The sequence below is a fragment of the Pseudomonas sp. FP198 genome (genome assembly GCF_030687895.1).
In the GTDB taxonomy this organism is placed as follows: domain Bacteria; phylum Pseudomonadota; class Gammaproteobacteria; order Pseudomonadales; family Pseudomonadaceae; genus Aquipseudomonas.
The window spans coordinates 4915439-4941334 of sequence record NZ_CP117452.1 but is presented as its reverse complement, the minus strand read 5'-3'; the positions used below and the strand labels follow the sequence as shown (position 1 = coordinate 4941334).

At 63.0% G+C, this 25896-nt stretch carries 17 protein-coding genes and 1 pseudogene; 9 read left to right on the top strand and 9 right to left on the bottom strand.

The genetic code is table 11. From position 1 onward, the window contains the following. Window positions 1–212: 212 nt before the first annotated feature. Together PSH78_RS26740 and PSH78_RS26735 are read left to right on the top strand one after the other, a co-directional pair. Window positions 213–1304, top strand: a pseudogene (locus tag PSH78_RS26740) (methyl-accepting chemotaxis protein); the annotation flags it as partial. Next, entirely contained in the window at window positions 1281–2210 is a 930-nt protein-coding gene (locus tag PSH78_RS26735; protein WP_370871138.1) for a methyl-accepting chemotaxis protein, read from the top strand. The pseudogene PSH78_RS26740 and the gene PSH78_RS26735, both read left to right, overlap by 24 nt. Window positions 2211–2327: 117 nt before the next feature. Here PSH78_RS26735 and PSH78_RS22490 read toward each other — a convergent pair whose 3' ends face one another. Both PSH78_RS22490 and cra read right to left on the bottom strand, forming a co-directional pair. Next, complete coding sequence (locus PSH78_RS22490) at window positions 2328–3104, bottom strand: TatD family hydrolase (protein ID WP_305496886.1); 777 nt, start codon at window positions 3102–3104, stop codon at window positions 2328–2330. 20 nt (window positions 3105–3124) lie between these two features. Beyond that, window positions 3125–4120, bottom strand: coding sequence for a catabolite repressor/activator (gene cra, locus PSH78_RS22485; protein WP_305496884.1), 996 nt, complete (start codon window positions 4118–4120; stop codon window positions 3125–3127). A 288-nt stretch (window positions 4121–4408) separates the two neighbouring features. Here cra and ptsP point away from each other — a divergent pair, with 288 nt between their 5' ends. From ptsP to PSH78_RS22465, 4 genes are all read left to right on the top strand, one after another. Beyond that, window positions 4409–7273 carry a phosphoenolpyruvate--protein phosphotransferase gene (ptsP, locus tag PSH78_RS22480; protein ID WP_305496882.1) on the top strand — a complete coding sequence of 955 codons (2865 nt, stop codon included), beginning with the start codon at window positions 4409–4411 and terminating at the stop codon, window positions 7271–7273. Then, window positions 7273–8214, top strand: coding sequence for a 1-phosphofructokinase (gene pfkB, locus PSH78_RS22475; protein WP_305496880.1), 942 nt, complete (start codon window positions 7273–7275; stop codon window positions 8212–8214). The genes ptsP and pfkB overlap by 1 nt, the downstream gene beginning before the upstream one ends. Window positions 8215–8227: 13 nt before the next feature. Then, window positions 8228–9973, top strand: a complete 1746-nt coding sequence (locus tag PSH78_RS22470; RefSeq protein ID WP_305496879.1) for a PTS fructose-like transporter subunit IIB — start codon at window positions 8228–8230, stop codon at window positions 9971–9973. A gap of 191 nt (window positions 9974–10164) precedes the next feature. Continuing rightward, window positions 10165–11706, top strand: coding sequence for an alkaline phosphatase (locus PSH78_RS22465; protein WP_305496877.1), 1542 nt, complete (start codon window positions 10165–10167; stop codon window positions 11704–11706). A gap of 143 nt (window positions 11707–11849) precedes the next feature. Here the strand turns inward: PSH78_RS22465 and PSH78_RS22460 are convergent, their stop codons facing one another. Together PSH78_RS22460 and PSH78_RS22455 are read right to left on the bottom strand one after the other, a co-directional pair. Continuing rightward, entirely contained in the window at window positions 11850–14378 is a 2529-nt protein-coding gene (locus tag PSH78_RS22460) for a sulfite reductase flavoprotein subunit alpha (protein ID WP_305501361.1), read from the bottom strand. A gap of 197 nt (window positions 14379–14575) precedes the next feature. Beyond that, window positions 14576–16894 (bottom strand): TonB-dependent siderophore receptor, encoded by a 2319-nt coding sequence (locus PSH78_RS22455; protein WP_305496875.1) that lies wholly within the window; start codon window positions 16892–16894, stop codon window positions 14576–14578. A 209-nt stretch (window positions 16895–17103) separates the two neighbouring features. Here PSH78_RS22455 and PSH78_RS22450 point away from each other — a divergent pair, with 209 nt between their 5' ends. Together PSH78_RS22450 and PSH78_RS22445 are read left to right on the top strand one after the other, a co-directional pair. Next, a complete protein-coding gene (locus PSH78_RS22450; RefSeq protein ID WP_305496874.1) occupies window positions 17104–17784 on the top strand; it encodes a Fe2+-dependent dioxygenase in 681 nt (226 codons plus the stop codon). Continuing rightward, a complete protein-coding gene (locus PSH78_RS22445; protein WP_305496873.1) occupies window positions 17785–18546 on the top strand; it encodes a tetratricopeptide repeat protein in 762 nt (253 codons plus the stop codon). It abuts the gene before it with no gap. 34 nt (window positions 18547–18580) lie between these two features. Here PSH78_RS22445 and PSH78_RS22440 read toward each other — a convergent pair whose 3' ends face one another. The 5 genes from PSH78_RS22440 to PSH78_RS22420 form a co-directional block, all read right to left on the bottom strand. Beyond that, window positions 18581–19744 (bottom strand): type III PLP-dependent enzyme, encoded by a 1164-nt coding sequence (locus tag PSH78_RS22440; RefSeq protein WP_305496871.1) that lies wholly within the window; start codon window positions 19742–19744, stop codon window positions 18581–18583. Window positions 19745–20288: 544 nt separating this feature from the next. Continuing rightward, window positions 20289–21446, bottom strand: a complete 1158-nt coding sequence (locus PSH78_RS22435) for a betaine/proline/choline family ABC transporter ATP-binding protein (RefSeq protein ID WP_305496869.1) — start codon at window positions 21444–21446, stop codon at window positions 20289–20291. Then, complete coding sequence (locus PSH78_RS22430; RefSeq protein ID WP_305496867.1) at window positions 21443–22096, bottom strand: ABC transporter permease; 654 nt, start codon at window positions 22094–22096, stop codon at window positions 21443–21445. Before PSH78_RS22430 ends, PSH78_RS22435 begins: the two co-directional genes overlap by 4 nt. 15 nt (window positions 22097–22111) lie before the next feature. Next, window positions 22112–23014 carry a glycine betaine ABC transporter substrate-binding protein gene (locus tag PSH78_RS22425; RefSeq protein WP_305496865.1) on the bottom strand — a complete coding sequence of 301 codons (903 nt, stop codon included), beginning with the start codon at window positions 23012–23014 and terminating at the stop codon, window positions 22112–22114. Window positions 23015–23037: 23 nt separating this feature from the next. Then, window positions 23038–23754 carry an ABC transporter permease gene (locus PSH78_RS22420; RefSeq protein WP_186612146.1) on the bottom strand — a complete coding sequence of 239 codons (717 nt, stop codon included), beginning with the start codon at window positions 23752–23754 and terminating at the stop codon, window positions 23038–23040. Between the two features lie 333 nt (window positions 23755–24087). Here PSH78_RS22420 and PSH78_RS22415 point away from each other — a divergent pair, with 333 nt between their 5' ends. Further along, a complete protein-coding gene (locus PSH78_RS22415; RefSeq protein WP_305496861.1) occupies window positions 24088–25671 on the top strand; it encodes a peptide chain release factor 3 in 1584 nt (527 codons plus the stop codon). Window positions 25672–25896: the final 225 nt, after the last annotated feature.

Sequence of the window (25896 nt, the reverse complement as noted above, 5' to 3'; positions counted from 1 at the left end):
CTTCGCAGCCCAACGGGGATAAATCCCCTCGCCACGACTGAGCCGGGTCATTCCTCTCGTTAACCTTAAGTTACAAATCTCCCCGCCGATTTAGGCTATACAGAAGCAGCGTCCGCATAGTGGCCTTCTGCTGCCTGCCCGCGCGCCTATAAAAATAAAAATTATCGGGAGACTTCCTTGTGAAGAGTTTGCTCTGGCCCGCCGTCGCCCTGATGAACCGCCTGAGCTTCGGCATGAAGTTCAGCCTGATCAGCGTGTTGTTCCTGCTGCCGATGCTGGTGACCAACTTCTTTCTGGTACGTGATTCCTACCGGGAGTTCCAGGGCACCCAAGTCGAGTTGCAAAGCCTCGACTTGCTGGGCAGCAGCCTGACTCTGCGCCGCGACCTGGAGACCTTGAACAACCTGGTGCAGATCAATGCCAGCCTGGGTCAGTCCGGCAAGGCGGGCGATGTGGAAAGCCGGATCAGCACCCTGGAGCAACAGATTCTCGCGCGCCTCCAGGGCATGCAGGCGATGGCCGCAGAGCCCGAGCACGTCAGCGCCTTCGATGCCAAGCGCGACGAAATGATCGCCGCCTTCAAGGCCCAGCAGGCCGAAAGCTCCCTGCAAAGCAAGAGCGCGCTGATCGGCAGGTTGCTCAACAATGCGCAGATATTTGGCCAGGTCATCGCCAGCCAGGCGGGCCTGAGCCGCGACAACCAGGGCGACATCCGCCAACTCAGCGACCTGATGGTTGGCGTAACCCCCAAGGTCACCCAGATCCTGGGCGAGGGACGGGCGCTGGGGGCTTCGTCGTTGGGCTTGGGGTTCCTCAATTCTGCTTCGAGCACCCGGTTTGACGAGTTGCTGGTACAGGTCGAAAAACTCCAGGGCGAATATGATCTGAAATTGCAGGATGCCCTTGGCTCCAGCCAGGCGGCCGGGCAAGCGCTTGCCGAGCAGGCTGGCGCCAGCAGGAATTCTCTCAAACAGGCCGCCGAACTGATCGAGGAACAGGTGGTGATGGCCGATACGCTCGACGCCCCCTGGTCGGCGTTTTACCAGCAGGTCAGCGGCCTGATGGAACAGACCTATCGGCTGAACGAAGTGACACTGGGCTTTCTCGGTGTCCAGTTGCAGCACCGCCTGGAGCAGAACCGCAGCCACATGGTGCTGCAAGCGGTGGCACTGGCGGTGGTGTTCCTGTTGATTTTTTACCTGTACGCCGGTTTCTATGTCTCGACTCGCACCACGCTCAAGCATTTGGGCGCAATGATGGACAAGGTCGCGGCCGGCGACATGACGGTCAATTTCGTGGCTCGCAGCAAGGATGAGTTGGGCGAGCTGGGTGAAGTGTTCAACGGCACCGTGGCGAAGATCCATGACTTGATCGAGCAGGTCAGTCGCACGGTTGCCGAGGTCGAGCGCCAGGCCGGTCAGGTACAAGCCGTGTCTGCCCAGAGCAACCAGGCCGTGGCCGGGCAGCGCAGCCAGATCGAGCTGGTCGCTACGGCGATGAACCAGATGTCGGCCACCGCCCAGGAAGTCGCCAGCAGTGCCGCCGCGGCAGTCAGCAGCGCCCATAGCGTGAACGATGAAACCCTCAGCGGACGCGGCCTGGTTGAGTCACAGCAAAGCAGCATCGCCCGGCTGGCCAGTGAAATCGAACAGTCGGTGCAAGTGATCAATCAACTGGCCACCGACAGCCAGGCCATCAGCCGTGTACTGGATGTGATCAAGAGCATCGCCGAGCAGACCAACCTGCTGGCGCTCAATGCCGCGATCGAAGCGGCCCGGGCCGGCGAGCAAGGGCGTGGATTCGCGGTGGTGGCCGATGAGGTCCGGACCCTCGCCAAGCGAACCCAGCAATCGACCGAGGAAATCGAAGCGATGATCAGCCGGCTGCACAGCGGCGTGGGCGCCGCCGTCAAGGCCATGGGCAGCAGTCATGAGATGGCCAGCGGCACCGTCGGCCAGTCGGAAAGGGTTCAGCAGGCGCTGGAAAATATCCTCGGCGCCGTTGGCATGATCGTCGACCAGAACCAGCAGATCGCCGCTGCCGCAGAGCAACAGACGGCGGTCGCCCATGACATCGACCAGAACATCGTCGAGATCAACCGCGCCGGCGAACGCACCGCCGAAGGCGCGCACCAGACCGAAGACGCCAGCCGTGAGCTGTCCGCGCAAGTGGTGCAGCTCAAGCAGTTGATCAATGCGTTTCGGGTGTGATTCCTGTGTCCACATAGTTCCAATGTGGGAGCGAGCCTGCTCGCGAAAGCGCTGTATCAGTCGGGCATAGGGTGTCTGATACACCGTATTCGCGAGCAGGCTCGCTCCCACAGGTCGTCACCAATTGAACAGTTGGCGGGCGTTGGCCGTGCTGGCTTCGGCCAGTCGTTCCGGGCTGATCCCCATGATCTGCGCCAACGCCGCGCAAATCGCCGGCAAATGCGCCGGGCTGTTGCGCTGGCCGGGGAACATCGCCGGGGCCATGTCCGGTGAATCGGTCTCCAGCACCACCGCGTCCAGCGGCAGTTTTGGCAACACTCGGTGCATGCGCAAAGCCTGCGGCCATGTCGCGGCGCCACCGAGGCCGAGCTTGTAACCGAGTCTGATGTATTCGCGGGCCTCTTCGAAGCTGCCGGCGAAGGCGTGGATGATGCCAGTGCGGGCGGGGCGGATACGCTTCAGGGTCGCGATCACCGCGGCGTGGCTGCGGCGCACATGGATCAGCGCCGGAAGGTTGAATTCCACGGCCAGTTCCAGTTGCGCCTCGAACAATGCCTGCTGGCTATCACGGTCCAGGGTCTCGATGTAGTAGTCCAGGCCGATTTCCCCCACCGCACACAGCTGCCGATGCCCGGCCAGGCGGGCCAGCCAGTCACGTAAGTTCTCAAGATCTTCGCCCCGATGCTGATCGAGGTACACCGGGTGCAGGCCCAGCGCGGCATGCAGGTCGGGGTCGCTTTGCACGAGGTCCCAGACCCGTTGCCAGTTGTCCCGATATACCCCCAGCAAGACCATTTTCCGAACGCCCAGGGCGCGGCTTTCGGCCAGCAGCGCCGAGCGATCCGCGTCGAAATCCGGGAAGTCCAGGTGGGTGTGGGTGTCGATCAGCTCCATGGTTCGATCCGGGAAAATCCTCAGCCTTGGTGGATACGCTGTTTGAACGTGCGGGCAATCGCCTGGACACCAGGCTGGTAGTCATCGTTCTCGATGGCCGCCAGCGCCAGTTCCAGCGCCTTGGCGGCGATCAGTTGATGCTGTTGGGACATGGCATTGACCGGCAGCGGCAGGAAATCCAGCAGTTGCGTGTCACCAAACGTGCCCAGGCGCAGCGGCCGCGACTTGAGCGGAAAATCATGCAGGGCGTCGAACACGCCTTGCAGCAGCACATAGGAGGTGGTGATCAGCGCATCGGGCAAATGCCCCAGGCGCGCGAGCATCTCGTCCATCAGTTGGCGACCGCATTCACGGCTGAACGACTCGCCGTGTTCGATCAACACCTGGCCGTCGAACCCGGCAAGCGCCTCGCGAAACCCCGCGGCCCGCTCCTGGCTGATGCTCAGTTCGGGGCGGGCACTGATCAGTGCGATCTGCCGCGGGTGGGTGTCCAGCAGGCTGCGGGTCAGTTGCAGGCTGGCCTGGCGGTCATCGCTGATCACCGAGCAGAAGTGCGCCGGTTCCATCACCCGGTCGATGGCGATGATCGGAATTCCCTTGGCCTGGAGCTGGCGGTAACTGTCATCCTCGGCCGGCAGGCAACTGGCGACGATCAGCGCATCGCAGCGCCGGGCGCGGAACAGTTGCAGCAATTGCCGCTCGCTGTCAGGCGCGTCGTCGGAACTGGCGATCAACAGTTGATAGCCCCGGGCGCGGGCGCCTTGCTCCAGGAGCTTGGCAATACGGGCATAGCTGGGGTTTTCCAGGTCCGGCAGGATGAAACCCAACGTCCGCGTGTGCCGGCTGCGCAGCCCGGCGGCCTGGGGGTTGGGCGTGAAGCCATGTTCTTCGACCACCGCCCGCACCCGTTCGACGGTCGCGTTGCTGATGCGTTGCTGTTCGGCCTTGCCGTTGATGACGTAGCTGGCGGTGGTGACGGACACACCGGCAAGCTGGGCGATATCACTGAGTTTCAACCCGGTTTTCCTTGTTTTTTCGAGTGTGCCGCGACATTGAAGGCCCATCCTACCCGATTCGGCACGATGGTCACCCCCGAGGCGCTTTCGACAAGTTGCACTTCAAGGATGAGAGATTATCGAGTAACGTGCCAATCTTTCTAGATTAAACGTTTCAGCAAGCGTATTTTCAGGCTCTTGGGATTTTCTGGCCGCACTGCCGCGATACCGCCGGAAGCCGTCCCACACGCTAAGCTGATTCATTCAAAACAATACCTGGCGCCCACCGGACGCCAAAAAGGAGAAAGCATGCTCGAGCTCACTCTAGAGCAGATATCCATGGCCCAGGTGGCTGTGGATAAAGACGCCGCGCTGCAATTGCTCGCCGACAAACTGGTGGCCGATGGCCTGGTCGCCGAAGGTTACCTCGCCGGCTTACAGGCCCGCGAGGCCCAGGGCTCGACCTTTCTTGGCCAAGGTATTGCCATTCCCCACGGTACCCCGCAGACCCGCGACCTGGTGTATGCCACCGGCGTGCGCTTGCTGCAATTCCCGGAAGGCGTGGATTGGGGCGATGGCCAGATCGTTTACCTGGCGATTGGCATCGCGGCCAAATCCGACGAGCACCTGCGCCTGTTGCAACTGCTGACCCGCGCCCTCGGCGAGACGGACCTGGGTCAGGCCCTGCGCCGCGCCGGGTCCGCCGAGGCACTGTTGAAACTGCTGCAAGGCGCGCCGCAGGAACTGGCGCTGGATGCGCAGATGATCGGTCTCGGCGTGTCGGCCGACGATTTCGAAGAACTGGTGTGGCGCGGCGCTCGTCTGTTGCGCCAGGCCGACTGCGTGAGCAACGGGTTCGCCGGTGTGTTGCAGCAGGTCGAGGCGCTGCCGTTGGGCGACGGCCTGTGGTGGCTGCACAGTGAACAGACCGTCAAGCGCCCTGGCCTGGCTTTCGTCACGCCGGACAAGCCCATCCGTTACCTCGGCCAGCCCCTGAGCGGACTGTTCTGCCTGGCCAGCCTCGGCGAGGCCCATCAGGCCTTGCTGGAAAGACTCTGCGCGCTGCTGATCGAAGGTCGCGGCCACGAACTGGGCCGCGCCACCAGCAGTCGCAAGGTCCTCGAAGTGCTGGGCGGCGAGCTGCCCGCCGACTGGCCCAGCGCCCGTATCGGCCTGGCCAATGCCCATGGCCTGCATGCACGTCCGGCGAAAATCCTCGCGCAATTGGCGAAAAACTTCGAAGGCGAGATCCGCGTGCGCATCGTCGACGGCCAGGACAGCGCCGTGTCGGCCAAGAGCCTGAGCAAACTGTTGAGCCTGGGCGCCCGTCGTGGCCAGGTCCTGGAGTTTATTGCCGAGCCGAGCATTGCCGCCGATGCGCTGCCGGCCTTGCTGGCCGCCGTCGAAGAGGGGCTCGGCGAAGAGGTCGAACCGCTGCCGCCACCGAGCGCGCCACGGGAAACCACCCTCGCCGAAGTCGCCAGCGTGATGCTGGCGCCCGAATCCGGCAGCCTGCTCCAGGCGGTCGCCGCCGCACCGGGCATCGCCATCGGCCCGGCGCATGTTCAAGTGCTGCAAGACATCGACTATCCGTTGCGCGGCGAGTCACCGGCCATTGAGCGCGAGCGCCTGCAAAAAGCCCTGAGCCAGGTACGCCGCGACATCGAAGGCTTGATCGAGCGCGCGAAGGCCAAGGCCATCCGCGAAATTTTCATCACTCATCAGGAAATGCTCGACGACCCGGAGCTGACCGACGAGGTCGACACCCGCTTGAAGCTGGGCGAGAGCGCGCAAGCGGCGTGGATGGGCGTGATCGAAGCCGCCGCGAAAGAACAGGAAGCCCTGCAGGATGCCTTGCTTGCCGAACGTGCCGCCGACTTGCGGGACGTTGGCCGTCGGGTGCTGGCGCAGCTGTGTGGCGTGGAAACGCCGGCTGAGCCGGATCAACCGTACATTCTGGTGATGGACGAAGTCGGCCCCTCCGACGTGGCCCGCCTGGATCCGGCTCGGGTGGCGGGGATCCTGACCGCCCGGGGCGGCGCCACCGCCCACAGCGCGATTGTCGCCCGTGCCCTGGGCATTCCCGCCCTGGTCGGCGCCGGGGCAGCGGTATTGCTGCTGGCGCCGGGCACCTCCTTGCTGCTGGACGGCCAGCGCGGTCGGCTGCATGTCGACCCGGACGCCGCCACGCTGCAACGCGCCGCCGAAGAACGCGACACCCGCGAGCAGCGCCTCAAGGCCGCCGCCGAGCAGCGTCACCAACCGGCGCTGACCCGCGACGGTCACACCGTGGAAGTGTTCGCCAACATCGGCGAAAGCGCTGGCGTCACCAGCGCGGTGGAACAGGGCGCGGAGGGCATCGGCCTGCTGCGCACCGAATTGATTTTCATGGCTCACAACGAGGCCCCGGACGAAGCGACCCAGGAAGCCGAATACCGCAAGGTGCTCGATGGCCTGGCCGGTCGGCCGCTGGTGGTGCGCACCCTTGACGTGGGCGGCGACAAACCGCTGCCGTACTGGCCGATCGCGAAGGAAGAAAACCCGTTCCTCGGGGTGCGCGGCATCCGCCTGACCTTGCAGCGTCCGCAGGTCATGGAAGCGCAGTTGCGCGCCTTGTTGCGCTCGGCGGACAACCGTCCGCTGCGGATCATGTTCCCCATGGTTGGCAGCGTCGACGAGTGGCGCCAGGCCCGCGCCATGACCGAGCGCCTGCGCCGGGAAATCCCGGTGGCGGACCTGCAACTGGGGATCATGATCGAGGTGCCGTCCGCCGCGCTGCTGGCGCCGGTGCTCGCCAAGGAGGTCGACTTCTTCAGCGTCGGCACCAATGACCTGACCCAATACACCCTGGCGATCGACCGGGGTCACCCGACCCTATCGGCCCAGGCCGATGGCCTGCATCCAGCGGTGCTGCAACTGATCGACATCACCGTGCGCGCGGCCCATGCCCATGGCAAATGGGTCGGCGTGTGCGGCGAGCTGGCGGCCGATCCGCTGGCGGTGCCGGTGCTGGTGGGCCTGGGCGTCGACGAATTGAGCGTTTCGGCCCGCAGCATCGCCGAGGTCAAGGCGCGGGTTCGCGAATTGAGCCTGGCGCAAGTACAAACCCTGGCCCAAGAGGCCTTGGCCGTGGGCAGCGCCGACGACGTGCGCGCATTAGTGGAGGCGCTGTAATGGCGAAGATTCTTACCCTGACCCTCAACCCGGCGCTCGACCTCACGGTGGAGTTGGCGCGCCTGGAACCGGGCCAGGTCAACCGCAGCGATGCCATGCACGCCCACGCCGCCGGTAAAGGCGTGAACGTGGCCCAGGTGTTGGCCGATCTCGGCCATACGCTGACGGTCAGTGGTTTTCTCGGCGAGGACAACGCCCAGGTGTTCGAGACGCTGTTCGCTCAGCGTGGCTTCGTCGACGCGTTCATCCGCGTTCCGGGCGAAACCCGCAGCAACATCAAGCTGGCCGAGCAGGACGGCCGCATCACCGATCTCAACGGCCCGGGCCCAATGGTCGACGAAGCCGCGCAGCAGGCGTTGCTGGCGCGCCTTGAGCAAATCGCTCCAGGCCATGATGTGGTGGTCGTGGCGGGCAGTTTGCCGCGTGGCGTCAGTGCGCAATGGCTGCAGGCGCTGATCACGCGCCTGAAACAACTTGGCCTGAACGTGGCCCTCGACACCAGCGGCGAAGCCTTGCGCGTCGCCCTGGCGGCGGGGCCGTGGCTGATCAAGCCGAACACCGAGGAGCTGGCCGATGCGCTGGGCTGCGCCGTGGTCAGCGAGCTGGCCCAGGCGCAAGCGGCGCAGCGCCTGCATGCTGAGGGTATCGAGCACGTGGTGATTTCCCATGGCGCCGACGGCGTGAACTGGTTCAGCGTCGGTTCGGCACTGCATGCTTCGCCGCCCAAGGTGACGGTTGCCAGTACCGTGGGCGCCGGTGATTCGCTGCTGGCCGGCATGCTGCACGGCTTGCTCGGTGCGCACACGCCGGAGCAGACCCTGCGCAGCGCCACGGCCATCGCCGCCATGGCGGTCACGCAGATCGGTTTTGGCATCCACGACACCGCGTTGCTGGCGTCGCTTGAACAGGGCGTGCGCGTGCGCCCCCTGACAGAACAATAAGAGGGTTCGCAAGATGAAATTAGCCATTGTGACGGCCTGCCCGAACGGCATGGTCACCAGTGTGTTGTGCGCCCGTCTGCTGGACGCGGCGGCCCAGCGCCAGAGCTGGAGCACCAGCGTTGAAGTGCATGACCCGGCGCACCCCGAGCGCCAGTTGTCGGCCGCCACGCTTGAGGCGGCCGAGTGGGTGCTGCTGGTTGCCAGCGGCCCGGTGGACCTCTCGCGATTCGTCGGCAAGCGGGTATTTCGCAGCACCCCGGCCCAGGCCCTGCAAGACGTTGATACGGTGTTGCGGCGTGGCGCCGAGGAAGCCGAGGTGCTGGCCGAGGCCGACGTGCTCGCCGAAGCACCACAGGCCTCGACCGAGCGCGCCCCGCGCCTGGTGGCCATCACCGCGTGCCCGACCGGCGTCGCCCACACCTTCATGGCCGCCGAAGCCTTGCAGCAGGCTGCGACGCGCCTGGGCTACGACTTGCAGATCGAAACCCAGGGCTCGGTGGGCGCGCGTAATCCGCTGAGTCCCGAGGCGATTGCCGAGGCCGACGTGGTGTTGCTGGCGACCGACATTGAAGTCGCCACCGAGCGTTTCGCCGGCAAGAAAATCTACCGTTGCGGCACCGGCATCGCGTTGAAGCAGGCCGAAGCCACGCTGAACAAAGCCTTGGCCGAAGGTCGGCAGGAAAGCGTCGCCAGCGAGGCTTCCGGCGGTCCGGCGAAGGCGGAAAAAAGCGGCGTCTACAAACACTTGCTGACCGGTGTTTCGTTCATGCTGCCGATGGTGGTGGCGGGTGGCTTGATGATCGCCTTGTCGTTCGTGTTCGGCATCGAGGCCTTCAAGGAGCCTGGCACCCTGGCGGCGGCACTGATGCAGATCGGCGGCGATACCGCATTCAAACTGATGGTGCCACTGCTGGCGGGCTACATCGCCTATTCCATCGCCGACCGGCCTGGCCTGGCGCCAGGCATGATCGGCGGGATGCTGGCGAGCACCCTGGGCGCAGGGTTCATCGGCGGGATCATTGCCGGCTTTCTGGCCGGCTATGCCGCCAAGGCGATCAACCGCTATGCGCGGCTGCCCCAGAGCCTGGAAGCGCTCAAGCCGATCCTGATCATTCCGCTGTTGGCGAGCCTGTTCACCGGCCTGGTGATGATCTACATCGTCGGCAAACCAGTGGCGGGCATGCTCGAAGGCCTGACGCATTTCCTCGACAGCATGGGCACCACCAATGCGCTGCTGCTAGGCGTGCTGCTGGGGGCGATGATGTGCGTCGACCTCGGTGGGCCGATCAACAAGGCCGCCTATGCGTTTTCGGTGGGGCTGCTGGCTTCGCAGAGTTATGCCCCCATGGCCGCGACCATGGCCGCCGGCATGGTCCCGCCGATTGGCCTGGGCATCGCTACGTTCATCGCCCGGCGCAAATTCGCCAAGACCGAGCGCGAGGCCGGTAAAGCGGCATTGGTGCTGGGGCTGTGCTTCATTTCCGAAGGCGCGATCCCGTTCGCGGCCAAGGATCCGCTGCGGGTGATCCCGTCAAGCGTCGCTGGCGGTGCGCTGACCGGTGCGCTGTCGATGTATTTCGGCTGCAAGCTCATGGCGCCTCACGGCGGCCTGTTCGTGATGCTGATCCCCAACGCCATCAATCATGCGTTGCTGTACCTGCTGGCAATCGTCGCGGGCAGCCTGCTGACGGCGGTGACCTATGCGCTGCTCAAGCGGCCGGAGGCGGTGGAAATGGCGCTGGAACCGGCGAAGGCCTGACCCAGCCCTGTTGTTTCCTGTGGGAGCGAGCTTGCTCGCGATAGCGGTGTATCAGTCGACATATTAGTTGCCTGACACTCTGCCATCGCGAGCAAGCTCGCTCCCACAGTTGATCTTGGGGCGTCCTGAGTCCCTGTCACACCCACTTCACACAGCCATGCTTAAGTTTTCCCATTTCAAGGGAGAACACCATGAGCGAATTCGACCTGGGCCGTCGCCGTGTAATGCAAGCCGTTGGTGCCGGTTTGTTGTTGCCGGGGCTGGCGCCGGCGGTGATTGCTTCGGTCAAGGACCGGCCGGTGCTGACCGAAGGCGTGCAGTCGGGCGACTTGCAGGGCGATCGGGCGATGATCTGGAGTCGCAGCGACCGCCCGGCGCGGATGGTGGTGGAGTGGGACACCCGCAGCCAGTTCTCCAACCCTCGGCGCTTTGTCTCGGCGCTGGCCGACAGCCGCAGCGATTTCACCGCCCGGGTCGAACTCACCGGCCTGCCGCCCGACCAGGCGATTTTCTACCGCGTGCATTTCGAAGACGCCCGCAGCGGTGTCGCCAGCGAGCCCTGGCTCGGCCACTTGCGCAGCGTGCCGCAGTTCAAGCGCAACATCCGGTTTGTCTGGAGCGGCGACACCGTCGGCCAGGGCTTCGGCATCAACCCGGACATTGGCGGCATGCGCATCTACGAAGCCATGCGCCTGCGCCTGCCAGACTTTTTTATCCACAGCGGTGACACCATCTACGCCGACGGCCCGGTGCCGGCGCAGGTCACCACCGAGGGCGGACGCATCTGGCGTAACCTGACCACCGAAGCCAAGAGCAAGGTTGCCGAGACCCTGGACGAATATCGCGGCAACTACCGCTACAACCTGATGGATGAAAACGTCCGTCGTTTCAACGCCGAGGTGCCGCAGATCTGGCAATGGGACGACCACGAGGTGGTCAACAACTGGTCGCCGGGCAAGCAACTGGACGAGCGCTACCAGACCAAGGATATCCACAGCCTGGTAGGCCGTGCGCGACAGGCCTGGCTGGAATATGCGCCGATGCGCCTGCAGAAGGCCGACCATGGTGGACGGATCTATCGCAAGCTCGGCTACGGGCCGATGCTCGATGTGTTCGTGTTGGACATGCGCAGCTACCGCGAAGCCAATGACGCCAACCTCGGCGCGGCGAAACCGTTCCTCGGGCGTGAGCAGCTGAACTGGCTCAAGCGCGAACTGAAGCAATCCCGGGCGCAGTGGAAAGTCATTGCCGCCGACATGCCCATCGGCCTCGGCGTACCCGACGGCGAAGTCAGCCCTGGTGTGCCGCGCTGGGAAGCGGTCGCCAACGGTGACCCGGGCGAGGCCCAGGGGCGTGAAGTGGAAATTGCCGAACTGCTTGGTTATCTGCGCAAGCATCAGGTGCGCAACTACGTCTGGCTGACTGCCGACGTGCACTATTGCGCCGCCCACCATTACCATCCTGAACAGGCCGCGTTCCAGGATTTCGAACCGTTCTGGGAGTTTGTCGCCGGGCCGCTGAACGCCGGCAGCTTCGGGCCCAATGCCCTGGACAAGACCTTCGGCCCGGAAGTGGTATTCCAGAAAGCGCCCCCCGCGCAGAACACTTCACCGTTTGCCGGTTATCAATTCTTTGGCGAGGTGAACATCGACGGGCAGAGCGGCGAGATGAGCGTGGTGTTGCGCGATCTTGAAGGGGTGGCGGTGTTCGAGAAGAAGTTGCAGCCGGTTTGAATCAAAGCTCACCACAAAAACCAATGTGGGAGCGAGCTTGCTCGCGATGGCGATATGTCTGTCAATAAAATGCTGACTGACAATCCGCTATCGCGAGCAAGCTCGCTCCCACAGGGTTATAGGGTGGATTCAAAAAGCGTTCGTCAATAGACATCCCGCCGATACCGACCCTGCTCGATCAGCTTTTCCACTTCGTCGCGGCCCAGCACCAGGTTAAGCACATGGTCCACGCCTGACGCCATTCCCTGCAAGCTGCCGCAGACATAGATCACCGCGCCGTCGGCCAGCCATTGCTTGAGCAACGCGGCCGATTCCAGCAGGCGGTCCTGGACGTAGATTTTCTTTTCCTGATCCCTTGAGAACGCCAGGTCCAGGCGTTCCAGGTCGCCGGAGGTCACCCATTCCTGCAGATCGTCGCGGCAATGGAAATCATGCTCGCGGTTGCGCTCGCCAAACAGCAGCCAGTTGCGCTGCATGCCCTGGGCAACGCGGGCCTTGAGCAAACTGCGCAAGCCGGCCAGGCCGGTGCCGTTGCCCAGTAGAATCATCGGCACGCCCTGGGGCGGCAGATGGAAGCTGCTGTTGCGACGGAGCCGCAGGCTGATGGGACTGCCCAGCGGCGCGTGCTCCGTGAGCCAGCCGGAACCGATGCCCAGGCTGCCATCGGCGTGACGTTCCTGGCGCACGATCAGCTCCAATACACCGTCGGCGGGGATCGAGGCGATGGAATATTCACGCATTCCCAGCGGTGCCAACGCCTCCACCAGCGCCTGGGCGTGCAGGCCCACCAGGTGGGCGCGGTTTTGCGGCAGTTGACGCGTGGCGAGGGCTTGTTCGAGCGTCTGCTGCAAGCCATCGACCTGCACCCGGGCGATCCCGGCGATACCCAGGCCATCGAGGAAGTGTTCGATGGCCCACGGATCATTGCGCGGCAGGATTTCCACCAGGTCACCGGCCAGCCAGCTGCTCGGGCCGGGGGCGCCGAGGCCGAGCAGGTACACGCCCGAACCGCTGCTGTCGGGGTTGAGCAGGGTGCGTTGGCTCAGGGTCCAGTGTTCAAAGCTCGGCGCTTGCCACGCATCCGCCGGAGGCTGCTGGCCGGTCAGCTCGGCCAGTTGCTGTTGCCAGTGGCGCAAGGCGTACGGGTCGCCGCTGTCCACTTCCACCGGCGCGAACAGCGTCTTGCCGCCGTGCTCCGCGAGCCAGGCGTGCAGACGGCGGGCGAAACCGCAGAAATTGTCATATTGCCGGTCACCGAGGCCGAGGACCGAGTATTGCAGGCTTTCCAGGCTCATCGCCCGGCCGAGCACCTTGCGCTCGAAGCCGCGAGCGCTGTCCGGTCCTTCACCGTCGCCAAAGGTGCTGACCACAAACAGGGCACGGGTGGCGCTGTTCAGATCCTTCTCGCTGACGCCGGCCAACGGCTGGACCTTCACCGGTAGCCCGGCGGCCTGGAGCTGGCCGGCGGTCTGCCAGGCCAGTTGCTCGGCAAAACCGCTCTGGCTGGCAAAGCCGATCAGCCACGCCGGGGCATCGCCAGGGTTGCCGGCAAGCGCTTGGCGAGCCTGGCGGACCTGGCGTTTTTTGCGCCGGCGGTCCAGGTAGAGCAGCCAACCGGTGATGAAAAACAGCGGCATGGCCAACGCGGCGGCGGTCACCAGGATCCGCCCGACCAGGCCGAAGTAACTGCCGACATGCAGGGCATAGATGCTGGTGAGCAATTGCGCCTTGAGGCTCTTGTCGGTGTAGCGGCTGTGACGGCTGATGACGCCGGTGCTCGGGTCGAGCATGAGTTGGTTCAGGGCGCGGTCATGGGGGGCGTCCTTGAGCAGGTAGAACACCGTCGCCGGTTGCCCGGCCACCGGCGGCATGCGCACGTTGTAGGCGGACAGGCCGGGGCCGGCGGCGCTGTAGATGCTGCTCCACATGGCCCGGTAATCGGCGATCGGCGCCGGGCCGCTCGGGGCGGGGCCGCGGCTGCGCACGCGCTCATCCTTGGGCGAATCGGAAAGCAGGCGGGTCAGGCCTTTGTTGTACCACTCATAGGACCAGGTCAGCCCGGTCAGGGCGGCCAACAGATAGAACAGCAGGCACCAGGTGCCCGCGACGGAGTGCAGGTCCCAATTGAAGCTGCGGCCCTTTTTCGCCCAGTCGAGGGTCAGCCAGGCGCGCCAGTTTTTCCACTGGCGCGGCCAGCGCAGGTAGAGGCCGGACAAGCAGAAGAACACCAGGATCAGCGTGCAGGCGCCGGTGATCTGCCGGCCCACGTCGTCCAGGGTCAGGACACGGTGCAACCTGAGCATCAGGCCGAAGAAATCCTGGCCCACCACGTCACCCAGGAACTGCGCGTTGTAAGGGTTGAAGTAGCGCATCGGCCCGCGTTTCTCTCCGGGCGGGGCGGTGAAGATCGCCCGCGCGGCGTTGCCACTGTCGGTCTCGACCCAGAGCATGGCGACGGTCTTGCCGGAGGCGGCTTCGATCTGTTCCACCAGTTCGGCGGGCGGCAGGACGCCGGCCGGTTGTTTTTCAACCGTCAGCACCTCGGGGTTCAATGCCCGCAGGATTTCGTCCTGGAAAGACACCACCGCACCGGTAACGCCCATCAACGCCAGGACCAGCCCGGCACTGATGCCGAAAAACCAGTGCAACTGGAACAGGGTTTTCTTCAACACGTCGCCCGCCTTGTTCATTCAATACTGTTTGTCACGGCGTGCATTATGCCGTGTGTTATCGAGAAGCATTCATAAACACACATAAAAGCCCCATTCATTTGCATGAACGGGGCTTTGCCCGGTGCCGGTCAGTAATGGGTGGTGGCCAGATCCTGTGGGAGCGAGCCTGACCATCGGCGTCGGGTTCTTTCAACCGGTCAGAAGTGGAAATTGGTACTCAACAACGCCGTGCGCCCGGCCGCCTGGTTGGCGAAGTGGGTCGAGAATGCCTTGTCGTAGTAAGTCTCGTCGGTCAGGTTCTGCACGTTGAGTTGCAGGTCCAGGTGCTTGCTGACCTTGTAGCTGGCCATGGCGTCATAACGCACATAAGAGTCGACCATGGTGGTGTTCGCCACGCTGCCGAACACATCGTCGACATAGAAGGCCCCGCCACCGATGGTCAGCTTGGGCGTGAGCGCGTAGGTGGTCCAGACGCTGGCGCTGTTTTTTGGCGTGTTCGGCAATTCGTTGCCGTCGCTGGTGCTCATCGGCCCGCCATCGACCTGCTCGCTGTTCAGGTAGCTGTAGCCGGCGAACACCTGCCATTTCTCGGTGAGCTTGCCGCTGGCCGACAGCTCCAGGCCGTCGACGCGAGTCTTGCCGGCGTTTTCATAGGTCGTGGTGTCGACCTGCACCCGGGCGTTTTCCTTCTCGGTGCGGAAAATCGCCGCGGTCAGCGAAAGCCGGCTGTCGAGCAAGTCCCACTTGGTGCCGATCTCGTAGTTCTTGGTGGTTTCCGGCTCCATGTCACTGGCGAGCAGGTTGCCACTGCGGTCTGGCGTCCCACCGAGCGGATTGCCCTCGATGCCTTCGCCGACCATGCTGCCGGGCGGCGTGGCCGAGGTCGCATAGGACGCATAGATGCTGCCGTTGTCGGCTGGTTTCCAGACCAGGCCGAACTGGCCGGTGACGAATTCGCTGGTGTCGTCACCCTTGGACGTGGTGGTGCCGGCGGCGTTGTAAGTCTTGTATTTCGTGTCGAAGTGGTCGTAGCGCAGCCCCATGTTCACCAGCCATTGCGGTGACAGCTCCAACGTGTCGAACACGTAGAGCGCGCGGGTGACGCTGGTGGTGTCGGTGCCGGCATAGTTGCGGGAAATCGCGCCGTTCCAGGGATCGTTCGGGTTCGGGTTGGACAGCGACGTGCAGTTGTAGCCGCTCGGTGCGCCGACCAGCGATGGCGTGCAGTTGGTGTTCGCGGCGGTGGTGCCCGGTACGGTGTCGGTGTTGACGTTGTACGAAGTCTTCTCGCCGGTCTCGCGGCTCAGCTCGATGCCGGTGGAGAAACTGTTCTTGAAGCCGGCCACATAAAAATCACCGAACAGATCAGTCTGGTTGGTGGTGGTGTCGACATTGCTGACGCGGCTGTTGACGCGCCGCCAGACCGTACCGTTGTTGACGTTGCCCTTGCTGTCGTCGGGTTGGGTAAGGATGTAGTCCTGCATGCTGGAGCCGTGGCGCAGGGTGTTCTTGACGGTCAGTGCATCGCTCAGGTCATGCTCGATGGCGATGGTCGCGGTGTCGACGCGGGTCTTGCGGAAGTCGCGGTCGGTGAGGCCATAGAAGTTGCTGCTGTCGCCGCCGGCATAGGGCTTGTCCGGGTTGGCTTCGGTGCGGTCGGCGGTGCGGCCCGAGGCGGGAACGCTGTAGGGAATGCCCGAATCCGGCAGGTCGTTGCTTTCCAGGTGGTAGTAGTCGAGGTTGACCCGGGTGTCGGTGCCCAGGCCGAACGCCAGCGACGGCGCGACGCCCCAGCGATCGTAGTTGACCTGGTCACGACCGGCGACGTTGCTTTCGTGGCTCATCAGGTTGAGCCGGCCGGCGGCGCTGTCGCTGAACTGGTAATTGCCGTCGAGGGTGTAGCGCTGGGTCTGGTCCGAACCCCAGGTGAAGCCACCGTCGAACGAGTCGCCCAGGTGGGCTTTCTTGCTCACCAGGTTGATGGTGCCGCCGGCAGCGCCGCGGCCGCCGATGGCCGAATTCGGGCCCTTGCTGACCTCGATGGATTCCACCGCAAATATTTCCCGGCTTTGCGAACCGGTATCACGCACGTTATCCAGATAGGTGTCGCCCTGGGCATCGAAGCCACGGATGAACGGACGGTCGCCCTGGGGGTTGCCGCCTTCGCCGGCACCAAAAGTGATGCCCGGCACGGTACGCAGGGCATCCTGCATGTTCAGGGCGCCGGTGTCCTTGAGCACCTGCTGGGGAATGACTGTCACCGAGCGCGGCGTGTCGACCAGCGGCGCGGTGTATTTCGAGGACGAGGCTTTTTCGACCTGGTAGGACGTCGTGTCCTGGGCCTCGCCCGTGATGCTGGTAGCGTCCAGGGAGATGGCGTTGCGCGGGGCTTTTTCGTCGATCTTTTCCGCCGCTTGGGCCATCTGCGCGACAGCCGTCGCACCGAGGGCGACGCCGATGGCGGAGGCCAGCAGACGAGGTGAATTAACCGGTAATTGTGATTGTTGACGCGACATGAACAGTGCCTTCCCCAAGGTTGAGGCGGCGGAATATAGGGTAAACAATTTTATGTATCAATTGCGAAATATTGCTATTTGGGAGGAATTTACATTCTTTACATTTTGCCTTTACGGTTTCTGCCCAGTGGTGCGTCGGCGGGGGTTGTGCACAGTCAATAAGAATCACTACCATTGGCGCCCCGCGTTATCCACAGGTCCTGAAAGCTATGTTGCTGCACATTCCCGGTGTGTTTTCTCCTGAAGAAGTGCAGCGTATCCGTGAGGCCCTGGAGCAGGCCGAATGGGCAGATGGCAAGGTCACGGCCGGTTATCAATCGGCCAAGGCCAAGCACAACCTGCAACTGCCCGAGGGGCATCCCCTGGCCAAGGAGATCGGTGCGGCCATGCTGGAACGGCTGTGGAAAAATCCCTTGTTCATGTCGGCGGCGCTTCCGCACAAAGTCTTCCCGCCGCTGGTGAATTGCTACACCGCCGGCGGCAGTTTCGATTTCCATGTCGACAATGCCGTGCGCCAGCCCAAGGGCAGTGCCGAGCGGGTGCGCACCGACCTGTCGGCCACGCTGTTCTTCAGCGACCCGGAGGACTATGACGGCGGCGAGCTGGAGATCCAGGACACCTACGGCACCCAGCGGGTCAAGTTGCCGGCCGGGGACATGGTGTTGTATCCGGGCACCAGCCTGCACAAGGTCAACGCGGTTACCCGTGGCACACGCTACGCGTCGTTCTTCTGGACCCAGAGCCTGGTGCGCGAAGACAGCCAGCGCGCGCTGCTGTTCGAGATGGACGGTGCGATCCAGGAACTGACCCGGGACGTGCCCGAGCATCCGTCGTTGATTCGCCTGACCGGCACCTACCACAACCTGTTGCGTCGCTGGGTCGAAGTGTAAGTGACGGATTTTCGTCTGCGCCGCGAGGAAGTGCTCGACGGCGAGGCCCTCAAGGCCATGCTCGAGGACAGCCCGGCGCGGGCGGCCCAGGCGATTCTGATCGCCGCGGGCGAAGGGCTGCTTGAGGCCCAGGCGCTGCTCGGGCAGATTCTGTTGGACGGACATGGTATCGAACAGGATAAAACCCTGGCCCGGCGCTGGTTCGAAATCGCCGCCCGACGCGGGCACCTGATGGCGCGCAACATGCTGGGGCGATGCCATGAGCATGGCTGGGGTTGTGTCGCCGATCCTTCGGTCGCGGCCGGACATTATCGCCAGGCCGCCGAGGCAGGACTGGGTTGGGCGATGTACAACCTGGCCAACCTGCTGGCGACCGGGCGCGGCGTTGCGGAAAATCAGCCGCAGGCGCTGACCCTTTATCGTCGCGCGGCGAAGTTGGGCCACGCCAAGTCGATGAATCTGCTGGGGCGTTATCTGGAAGAGGGGCGTTTCTGCCCGGCGGACCCGGTAGCGGCGGCGCAGTGGTATCGACGTTCGGCCGAAGCGGGGGATTTTCGGGGCCAGTTCAGCCATGGCTGTGTATTGATTGCCGATGCGCGGATCGAAGAGGGCTTGGCATGGTTGCGCCGGGCGTTGGCCGGAGGGAATCTGAATTTTCTTCGTGTCGCCGTACAAACCTTGCAGCAGGCGCGGCTGACTGCGTTGTCTCCACTGATCGAGGCCTATCAGGCGCGAATCCAGCAGATGCAAAAAAGCCCGTGAGCAAGTCACGGGCTTTTGGCTGAGGCAAACGGGTTTAGACGTAGAAGGATTTCAGCGGCGGAAAGCCATTGAACTCCACAGCGCTGTAGCTGGTGGTGTAGGCACCGGTCGACAGCCAGTACAAGCGGTCGCCAATCGCCAGGTTCAGCGGCAAACCGTATTTGTAGTTTTCGTACATGATGTCGGCGCTGTCGCAGGTCGGGCCGGCGATGACCACTTCTTCCATCTCGCCTTTTTTCTCGGTCCAGATCGGAAACTTGATGGCTTCGTCCATGGTTTCGATCAGGCCGGAGAATTTGCCCACGTCGGTGTACACCCAACGCTCGACGGCGGTACGCGACTTGCGGGCCACCAGCACCACTTCGCTGACCAGGATGCCGGCGTTGGCGATCAACGAACGGCCCGGCTCGAGGATGATTTCCGGCAGTTCGTCGCCGAAGTCTTCCTTGAGGAAGCGGATGATTTCCTCGGCGTAGGTTTCCAGGCTGTTGGTGCGGGTGATGTAGTTGGCCGGGAAGCCACCGCCCATGTTGATCAGCTTCAAGACGATGCCGTCTTCTTCTTTCAGACGTTCGAAGATCACCTTGACCTTGGCGATGGCCGCGTCCCAGACGCTGATGTCGCGCTGTTGCGAGCCGACGTGGAACGAGATGCCGTACGGCACCAGGCCCAGGTCGCGGGCGAGGATCAGCAGGTCCATGGCCATGTCGGTCTGGCAGCCGAACTTGCGCGACAGTGGCCAGTCAGCCGTGGTCGAGCCTTCGGTGAGGATGCGCACATAGACTTTCGAACCCGGCGCGGCCTTGGCGATGTTGCGCAGGTCAGCTTCGGAGTCAGTGGCGTAGAGGCGCACGCCCTTCTCGTAGAAGTAGCGGATGTCCTTGGATTTCTTGATGGTGTTGCCGTAGCTGATCTGGTCCGGGCCGACGCCACGGCTCATCACCTTGTCCAACTCATAGATCGAGGCGATGTCGAAGTTCGAGCCTTTATCCTTGAGCAGGTCGATGATTTCCACCGCCGGGTTGGCCTTGACGGCGTAGTAGACCTTGGCGAATTCGAAACCGGCGCGCAGGTCGTCATAGGCCTTGGCGATCATCGCGGTGTCGATCACCACGAACGGGGTTTCCTGCTTGTCGGCGAACGCCTTCATTTTCTGAAAGGTTTCGCGCGCGAAATAATCTTCGACCTGGATCGACATACTTGGGACTCCTACTGGCAAACATCAGGATCAATGGGTTTGAGGGCAGCAGCCCTCGCGAACGTCCTCCGTATCCCCACTTTGGTTCGCCTACTTCCCAAGGCATGTCGCCGAAAGCAAAAAGGCCACGGGATGCTTGATGCCCTTGGCCTTGCTGTCTCGTCGTCAGTACTTGAGCCGGATGGATCGTTTCCAGCATGGACGTTCGGCGCGAACTTTAGGGCGTGAGGGGCCTGAGATCAACTAAAAATGTCGCGTTTCTGCACGTCTCCGTCGTGCGGTGCGCGACAGCTCATGATGTAACCGACCGGTGTGACAGGTTGATGTTCCCTCGGATCGGTTTTCAACCTTGCGCAATGTGCCTTTTGATTTTGTGGCGAGGGGATTTATCCCCGCTGGGCTGCGTAGCAGCCCCATCCGGTTGATTCGCCCTATCTGAATAAGCGTGGTGCCAGAGTCTGGGTCTGCTTCGCAGCCCAACGGGGATAAATCCCCTCGCCACAAATTGCCCCCTCACTACAAAGGAATTGTGCTTCACCGATGGTCAGGTAGACGCGGTCTCGGCCGGCGAGACGATACTGGTCTTGCCGCCACGGGACTTGCCGGAGCTCAGGTATTCGGCAATCGATTCCTGGGTCACTTCCCCAAGAAAGACCCGCTCGGCATCCATCACCGGCAGCCACGAACGGTTGAACTCATACATGCGCGACAACAGGATCCGCAGATGTTCGTCGTAGGCCGCGGTGGCGTTGAATTCCCGCAGGAACTGCCCGCAAGTGCCGGTCTGGCGGTACAGGTCGCGACGGCGCACATACCCCAGCGCCTTGTTCTCGGCGCAGGTGACCACCACGTAGCGACGGTCGTGTTCGTCCATCAATTCCAGCGCCTCGGCGACCGGCGTCTCAGGGCTGACCGACGGGGCGTTGTCGGCGGCGTCTTCGGCCTTGACCAGCAACAGGCGCTTGAGCGTGCTGTCCTGGCCGACGAAGTTGCTGACGAACTCGTCGGCCGGGTGGGCGAGGAGCGTGTCCGGGTGATCGCACTGGACCAGTTTGCCGGCGCGGAAGATCGCGATCTTGTCGCCCAGCTTGATGGCTTCGTCGATGTCGTGGCTGACCATGATCACGGTTTTGTTCAACGCCCGTTGCATTTCGAAGAACTCGTTCTGGATCATCTCGCGGTTGATCGGGTCGACCGCGCCGAAAGGTTCGTCCATCAGCAGCAACGGCGCATCGGCGGCCAGGGCGCGGATCACGCCGATCCGCTGCTGCTGGCCGCCCGACAGTTCACGCGGGTAGCGATGCAGGTACTGCTTGGGTTCGAGCTTGATCATGCTCATCAACTCGCGGGCGCGGTCGTGGCATTTCTGCTTGTCCCAGCCGAGCAGGCGCGGCACCACGGTAATGTTCTCCTCGATGGTCATGTTCGGGAACAGGCCGATCTGCTGGATCACATAGCCGATGTTGCGGCGCAGGGTCACCTCGTCGAGGCCGGTGGTGTCTTCGCCGTTGATCAATACTTTGCCCGAGGTCGGCGGGATCAAGCGGTTAATCATCTTCAGCGTGGTGCTTTTGCCACAGCCCGACGGCCCGAGGAACACGCAGATCTCGCCTTCGTTGACGGTCAGGTTCACCGAGTCCACGGCTTTCACATCCTTGCCGTTGCTCTTGAAGGTTTTGCTGAGGTTTTGAAGTTCGATCATTTTAATAGTCCTTTCGGGGTCAGCGAGCGTTGCAGCCATTGCAGAAGCAGGTCGGCGAAGATGGCCAGGAGGCTGACCAGCACGGCGCCGACGATCAGCATCGACATGTCGCTGCGGCTGATGGAAGCGAGGATGAGCACGCCCAGGCCACCGGCGCCGATGGTGGCGGCGATGGTCATGACGCCGATGTTCATGACCACGGCGGTGCGTACGCCGGCGAGGATCACCGGCACGGCAATCGGCAGCTCGACCATGCGCAGACGCTGGCCGAAGGTCATGCCGATGCCGCGGGCGGCTTCACGAATGCCCGGTTCGACGCCGGTCAAGGCCAGGTAGGTGTTGCGCATGATCGGCAGCAGCGAATAAAGGAACACCGCGGTGATCGCCGGCATCGGACCGAGGCCCTGGCCGAACTTGGAATAGAACGGCAGCAGCAGGCCGAACAGGGCAATCGACGGAATGGTCAGCAGTACCGTGGCGCTGGCTTGCAACGGGCCGGCGAGCGCCGGGAAGCGGGTCATGAAAATGCCCAGCGGCACGCCGACGATTATCGCCAGGGTCACGGCGATGCCCACCAGGGTGATGTGCTGCCAGGTCAGATGCAGCACCAGCGGCCAGTCCAGATGGGAAAAGGCGTCAAGAAAATCCATGGCTTTTCCTCCAGGTCATTGGGTTGAGAGCAGGGAATGCTGGCGCAGGAAATCGGCGGCAACGGCGGAAGGGCTTTCATGATCGACGTCCACGCGGGCGTTGAGCTGACGCATGGTTTCGTCGTCGAACAATTCGGCCAGTGGCTTGAGCTGCGCGGCCAGTTGCGGATGGGCGTCGAGGAAGGCCTGGCGCACCACCGGCGCGGCGGTGTAGTCAGGGAAGTAATGCTTGTCGTCTTCCAGCAGCTTCAGCTTGAACGCGTTCAGTCGGCCGTCGGTGGTGTACACCAGTCCGGCGAACACCTGGCTGTTGCGCAGGGCGGTGTAGACCAGGCCGGCGTCCATCTGCCGGATATTCTTGCGGGTCAGGTTCATGCCGTAGCGCTCGACCATGCCGGCCAGGCCGTCGGAACGGTTGGCGAACTCGGTATCCAGCGCGACCAGGTGATTTTCCTCGGCCTCGGCCTGCAGCACCGTATTCAATTGGCTGATGGAATTGATCTGCGGGTACTTCTTCGCGACTTTCTCCGGCAGGGCCAACGCGTAGGTGTTGCTGAATTTCGACGGCGCGAGCCAGACCAGGCCTTTTTTCGCGTCGAGTTCTTTCACCCGGGCGTAGGACTGGGCGCTGTCGAGTTTTTCCGTGACATGGTTGTAGGAAACCAGCGACACGCCGGTGTATTCCCAGAGTAAATCCAGTTGCCCGGTTTCATGGGCGCTGCGGGCCAGGTTGCTGCCCAGCCCGCCAGTGACCTGAGCGTCGTAGCCCTTGTCGCGCAGGTATTGCGCGGTGATCTCGGCCAGCAGGGTCTGCTCGGTGAACACCCGGGCACCGAGGCGGATCAGCGGTTTTTCAGCGGCTTGGGCGAATCCCGCGAACAGCAGCAGGCAGCCCAGGATCAAGCTCAACTTCTTCATAACGATTCCTTTATCAGCCAGGCTCAGGACGGTCGCAGACCGCGTTCCAGCCAGAGGCGGCTGGCCAGTGTCACCAGGCCGTCGAGCAGCAATGCCAGCAAGGCGGTGCAGGCCGCGCCGAGCAGCAATTGCGGCTGATTATTCAAGGCAATGCCGGGGAAGATCAGGCTGCCAAGGCTGTTGGCGCCGATCAGGAACGCCAGCGGTGCGGTGCCGACGTTGATCGCCAAGGCCACGCGCACGCCACCGACGATGATCGGCACGGCGTTGGGCAGTTCGACTTTCCACAACACCTGGCGCGGGGTCATGCCGATGCCGACGGCAGCCTCCTTGAGCGAGCCCTGGACATTTTTCAAGCCTTCATAGGTGTTGCGCACAATAGGCAACAGCGAGGCGAGGAACAGGGCGAAGATTGCCGGCCCGCTGCCGATGCCGAGGATGCCCAGGGCAATGGCCAGCACGGCCAGGGGCGGCACGGTATTGCCGATGTTGAACACTTGCATGAAGCGTTCGGCGCGCCCGACCATGCCGGGGCGGCTGAGGGCGATACCGGCGGGAATGCCGACGATCAGGGCCGCCAACATGGAAGCCAATACCAGCATCAGGTGCGCTTGCAGGTAGAACAGCAGGTCGTCGCGGTAACGATGGATCGTATCGATGCCGATCCAGTGGACCAACAGGGCCAGGAGGGCGACGACGACCGCCCCCCCGATAAGCCCTTTGCCATAGCGGATAGCCACAGGCGGACTCCTTTGTCTTTTTAGTCGGCGCACGCTTTCCCGGGCGGCGGACCTTCATTGGTTGCCGGGAAAACGTTCGCGAGAAGCAGCTCTTTTCGATGCCGTCAAAACGGCTGTCGAAGCGAGCCATGAGCGCAGCCTCGTCAGGCTAACTTGCTGATTTTTCAGACCCTGACGGTTGCTCGTATCAGGGTGGTGGACGCCTCCACGCGGCAAAAGGTTCCCATGTGCGGCAGCATCTGGCCACCCTTGATGTGCTCAACGGTTCGGTTCCTGGCACAAGTTGAGCTATAATCGCCGCCCTTTTTTGAATCACCTGCCAGGCGATTTCCCATGACCAAACAGGCCGCCGAAGTCGCGAAACGCCGCACTTTCGCAATTATTTCCCACCCCGATGCCGGTAAGACCACCATCACCGAAAAGCTCTTGCTGATGGGCAAGGCGATTGCGGTGGCCGGCACGGTGAAATCCCGCAAGTCCGACCGTCATGCCACCTCCGACTGGATGGAGATGGAAAAGCAGCGGGGTATTTCCATTACCACCTCGGTCATGCAGTTCCCGTATCGCGACCACATGATCAACCTGCTCGACACCCCGGGCCACGAAGACTTCTCCGAAGACACCTACCGCACGCTGACCGCGGTGGACTCGGCCTTGATGGTCCTCGACGGCGGTAAAGGCGTCGAGCCACGGACCATCGCGCTGATGGACGTCTGCCGTCTGCGGGACACGCCGATCGTCAGCTTCATCAACAAGCTCGACCGCGACATTCGCGACCCGATCGAACTGCTCGACGAAATCGAAGCGGTCCTGAAGATCAAGGCCGCGCCGATCACCTGGCCGATCGGTTGCTACCGCGACTTCAAGGGCGTCTACCACCTGGCCGACGACTACATCATCGTCTACACCGCCGGCCACGGTCATGAACGTACCGAAACCAAGATCATCGAGAAGCTCGACTCCGACGAGGCCCGCGCGCACCTGGGCGACGAGTACGAGCGCTTTGTCGAGCAACTGGAACTGGTGCAGGGCGCCTGCCATGAATTCAACCAGCAGGAATTTCTCGACGGCCAACTGACCCCGGTGTTCTTCGGGACCGCCCTGGGCAACTTCGGCGTCGACCATGTGCTCGACGCCGTCGTCGATTGGGCCCCGCGCCCGCTGCCACGCGTTGCCAACGAGCGCACCGTGGAGCCGGTGGAAGAGAAATTCGCAGGCTTCGTGTTCAAGATCCAGGCGAACATGGACCCCAAGCACCGCGACCGCATCGCCTTCATGCGCATCTGCTCCGGCAAATACGAAAAAGGCATGAAGATGCGCCACGTGCGCACCGGCAAGGACGTGCGCATCGGCGACGCCCTGACCTTCTTCTCCTCGGAACGCGAGCAACTGGAAGAGGCCTTCGCCGGTGACATCATCGGGTTGCACAACCACGGCACCATCCAGATCGGCGACACCTTCACCGAAGGCGAAGCCCTGGGTTTTACGGGCATCCCGCATTTCGCCCCGGAACTTTTCCGCCGCGTACGGCTGAAGGATCCGCTCAAGTCCAAGCAACTGCGCCAGGGCCTCCAGCAGTTGGCCGAAGAGGGCGCCACCCAGGTGTTCTTCCCGGAGCGCAGCAACGACATCATCCTCGGCGCCGTCGGTGTGCTGCAGTTCGACGTCGTCGCCAGTCGCCTGAAAGAGGAATACAAGGTCGAGTGCTCCTACGAGCCGATCACCGTGTATTCCGCCCGCTGGATTGAATGCGACGACAAGAAAAAACTCGAGGAATTTTCCAACAAGGCCGTGGAAAACCTCGCGCTGGACGGCGGCGGGCATTTGACCTACCTGGCGCCAACACGGGTCAACCTGGCGCTGATGGAAGAGCGCTGGCCAGATGTGAAATTCCGCGCGACGCGTGAGCATCACTAAGCCCCAGGCGTCTAAACCGAAAACCTGTGGGAGCGAGCCTGCTCGCGAAAGCGGAGTGTCAGCCATATCCATTTTGGATGTGCCGCCGTCATCGCGAGCAAGCTCGCTCCCACATTAGTCCCGCGCTAGTCTTCCGATCCGCCGGCCACCCCATAATCCCTGTGCGAGCTTGCTCGCGATGGCGGTGGGTCAGCTTGCCTGGATGCTGTGATGTTAGTGGGTTTG

Excerpts from the sequence above, each read along its gene's own strand:
- PSH78_RS22440 (WP_305496871.1), bottom strand. The coding sequence starts at position 19,744 with ATGTCGATCCAGGTCGAAGATTATTTCGCGCGCGAAACCTTTCAGAAA.
- PSH78_RS22415 (WP_305496861.1), top strand. The coding sequence starts at position 24,088 with ATGACCAAACAGGCCGCCGAAGTCGCGAAACGCCGCACTTTCGCAATT.
- ptsP (WP_305496882.1), top strand. The coding sequence starts at position 4,409 with ATGCTCGAGCTCACTCTAGAGCAGATATCCATGGCCCAGGTGGCTGTG.
- PSH78_RS22490 (WP_305496886.1), bottom strand. The coding sequence starts at position 3,104 with ATGGAGCTGATCGACACCCACACCCACCTGGACTTCCCGGATTTCGAC.
- PSH78_RS26735 (WP_370871138.1), top strand. The coding sequence starts at position 1,281 with ATGACGGTCAATTTCGTGGCTCGCAGCAAGGATGAGTTGGGCGAGCTG.
- PSH78_RS22425 (WP_305496865.1), bottom strand. The coding sequence starts at position 23,014 with ATGAAGAAGTTGAGCTTGATCCTGGGCTGCCTGCTGCTGTTCGCGGGA.
- PSH78_RS22465 (WP_305496877.1), top strand. The coding sequence starts at position 10,165 with ATGAGCGAATTCGACCTGGGCCGTCGCCGTGTAATGCAAGCCGTTGGT.
- pfkB (WP_305496880.1), top strand. The coding sequence starts at position 7,273 with ATGGCGAAGATTCTTACCCTGACCCTCAACCCGGCGCTCGACCTCACG.
- PSH78_RS22455 (WP_305496875.1), bottom strand. The coding sequence starts at position 16,894 with ATGTCGCGTCAACAATCACAATTACCGGTTAATTCACCTCGTCTGCTG.
- PSH78_RS22430 (WP_305496867.1), bottom strand. The coding sequence starts at position 22,096 with ATGGATTTTCTTGACGCCTTTTCCCATCTGGACTGGCCGCTGGTGCTG.
- PSH78_RS22450 (WP_305496874.1), top strand. The coding sequence starts at position 17,104 with ATGTTGCTGCACATTCCCGGTGTGTTTTCTCCTGAAGAAGTGCAGCGT.
- PSH78_RS22435 (WP_305496869.1), bottom strand. The coding sequence starts at position 21,446 with ATGATCGAACTTCAAAACCTCAGCAAAACCTTCAAGAGCAACGGCAAG.
- PSH78_RS22470 (WP_305496879.1), top strand. The coding sequence starts at position 8,228 with ATGAAATTAGCCATTGTGACGGCCTGCCCGAACGGCATGGTCACCAGT.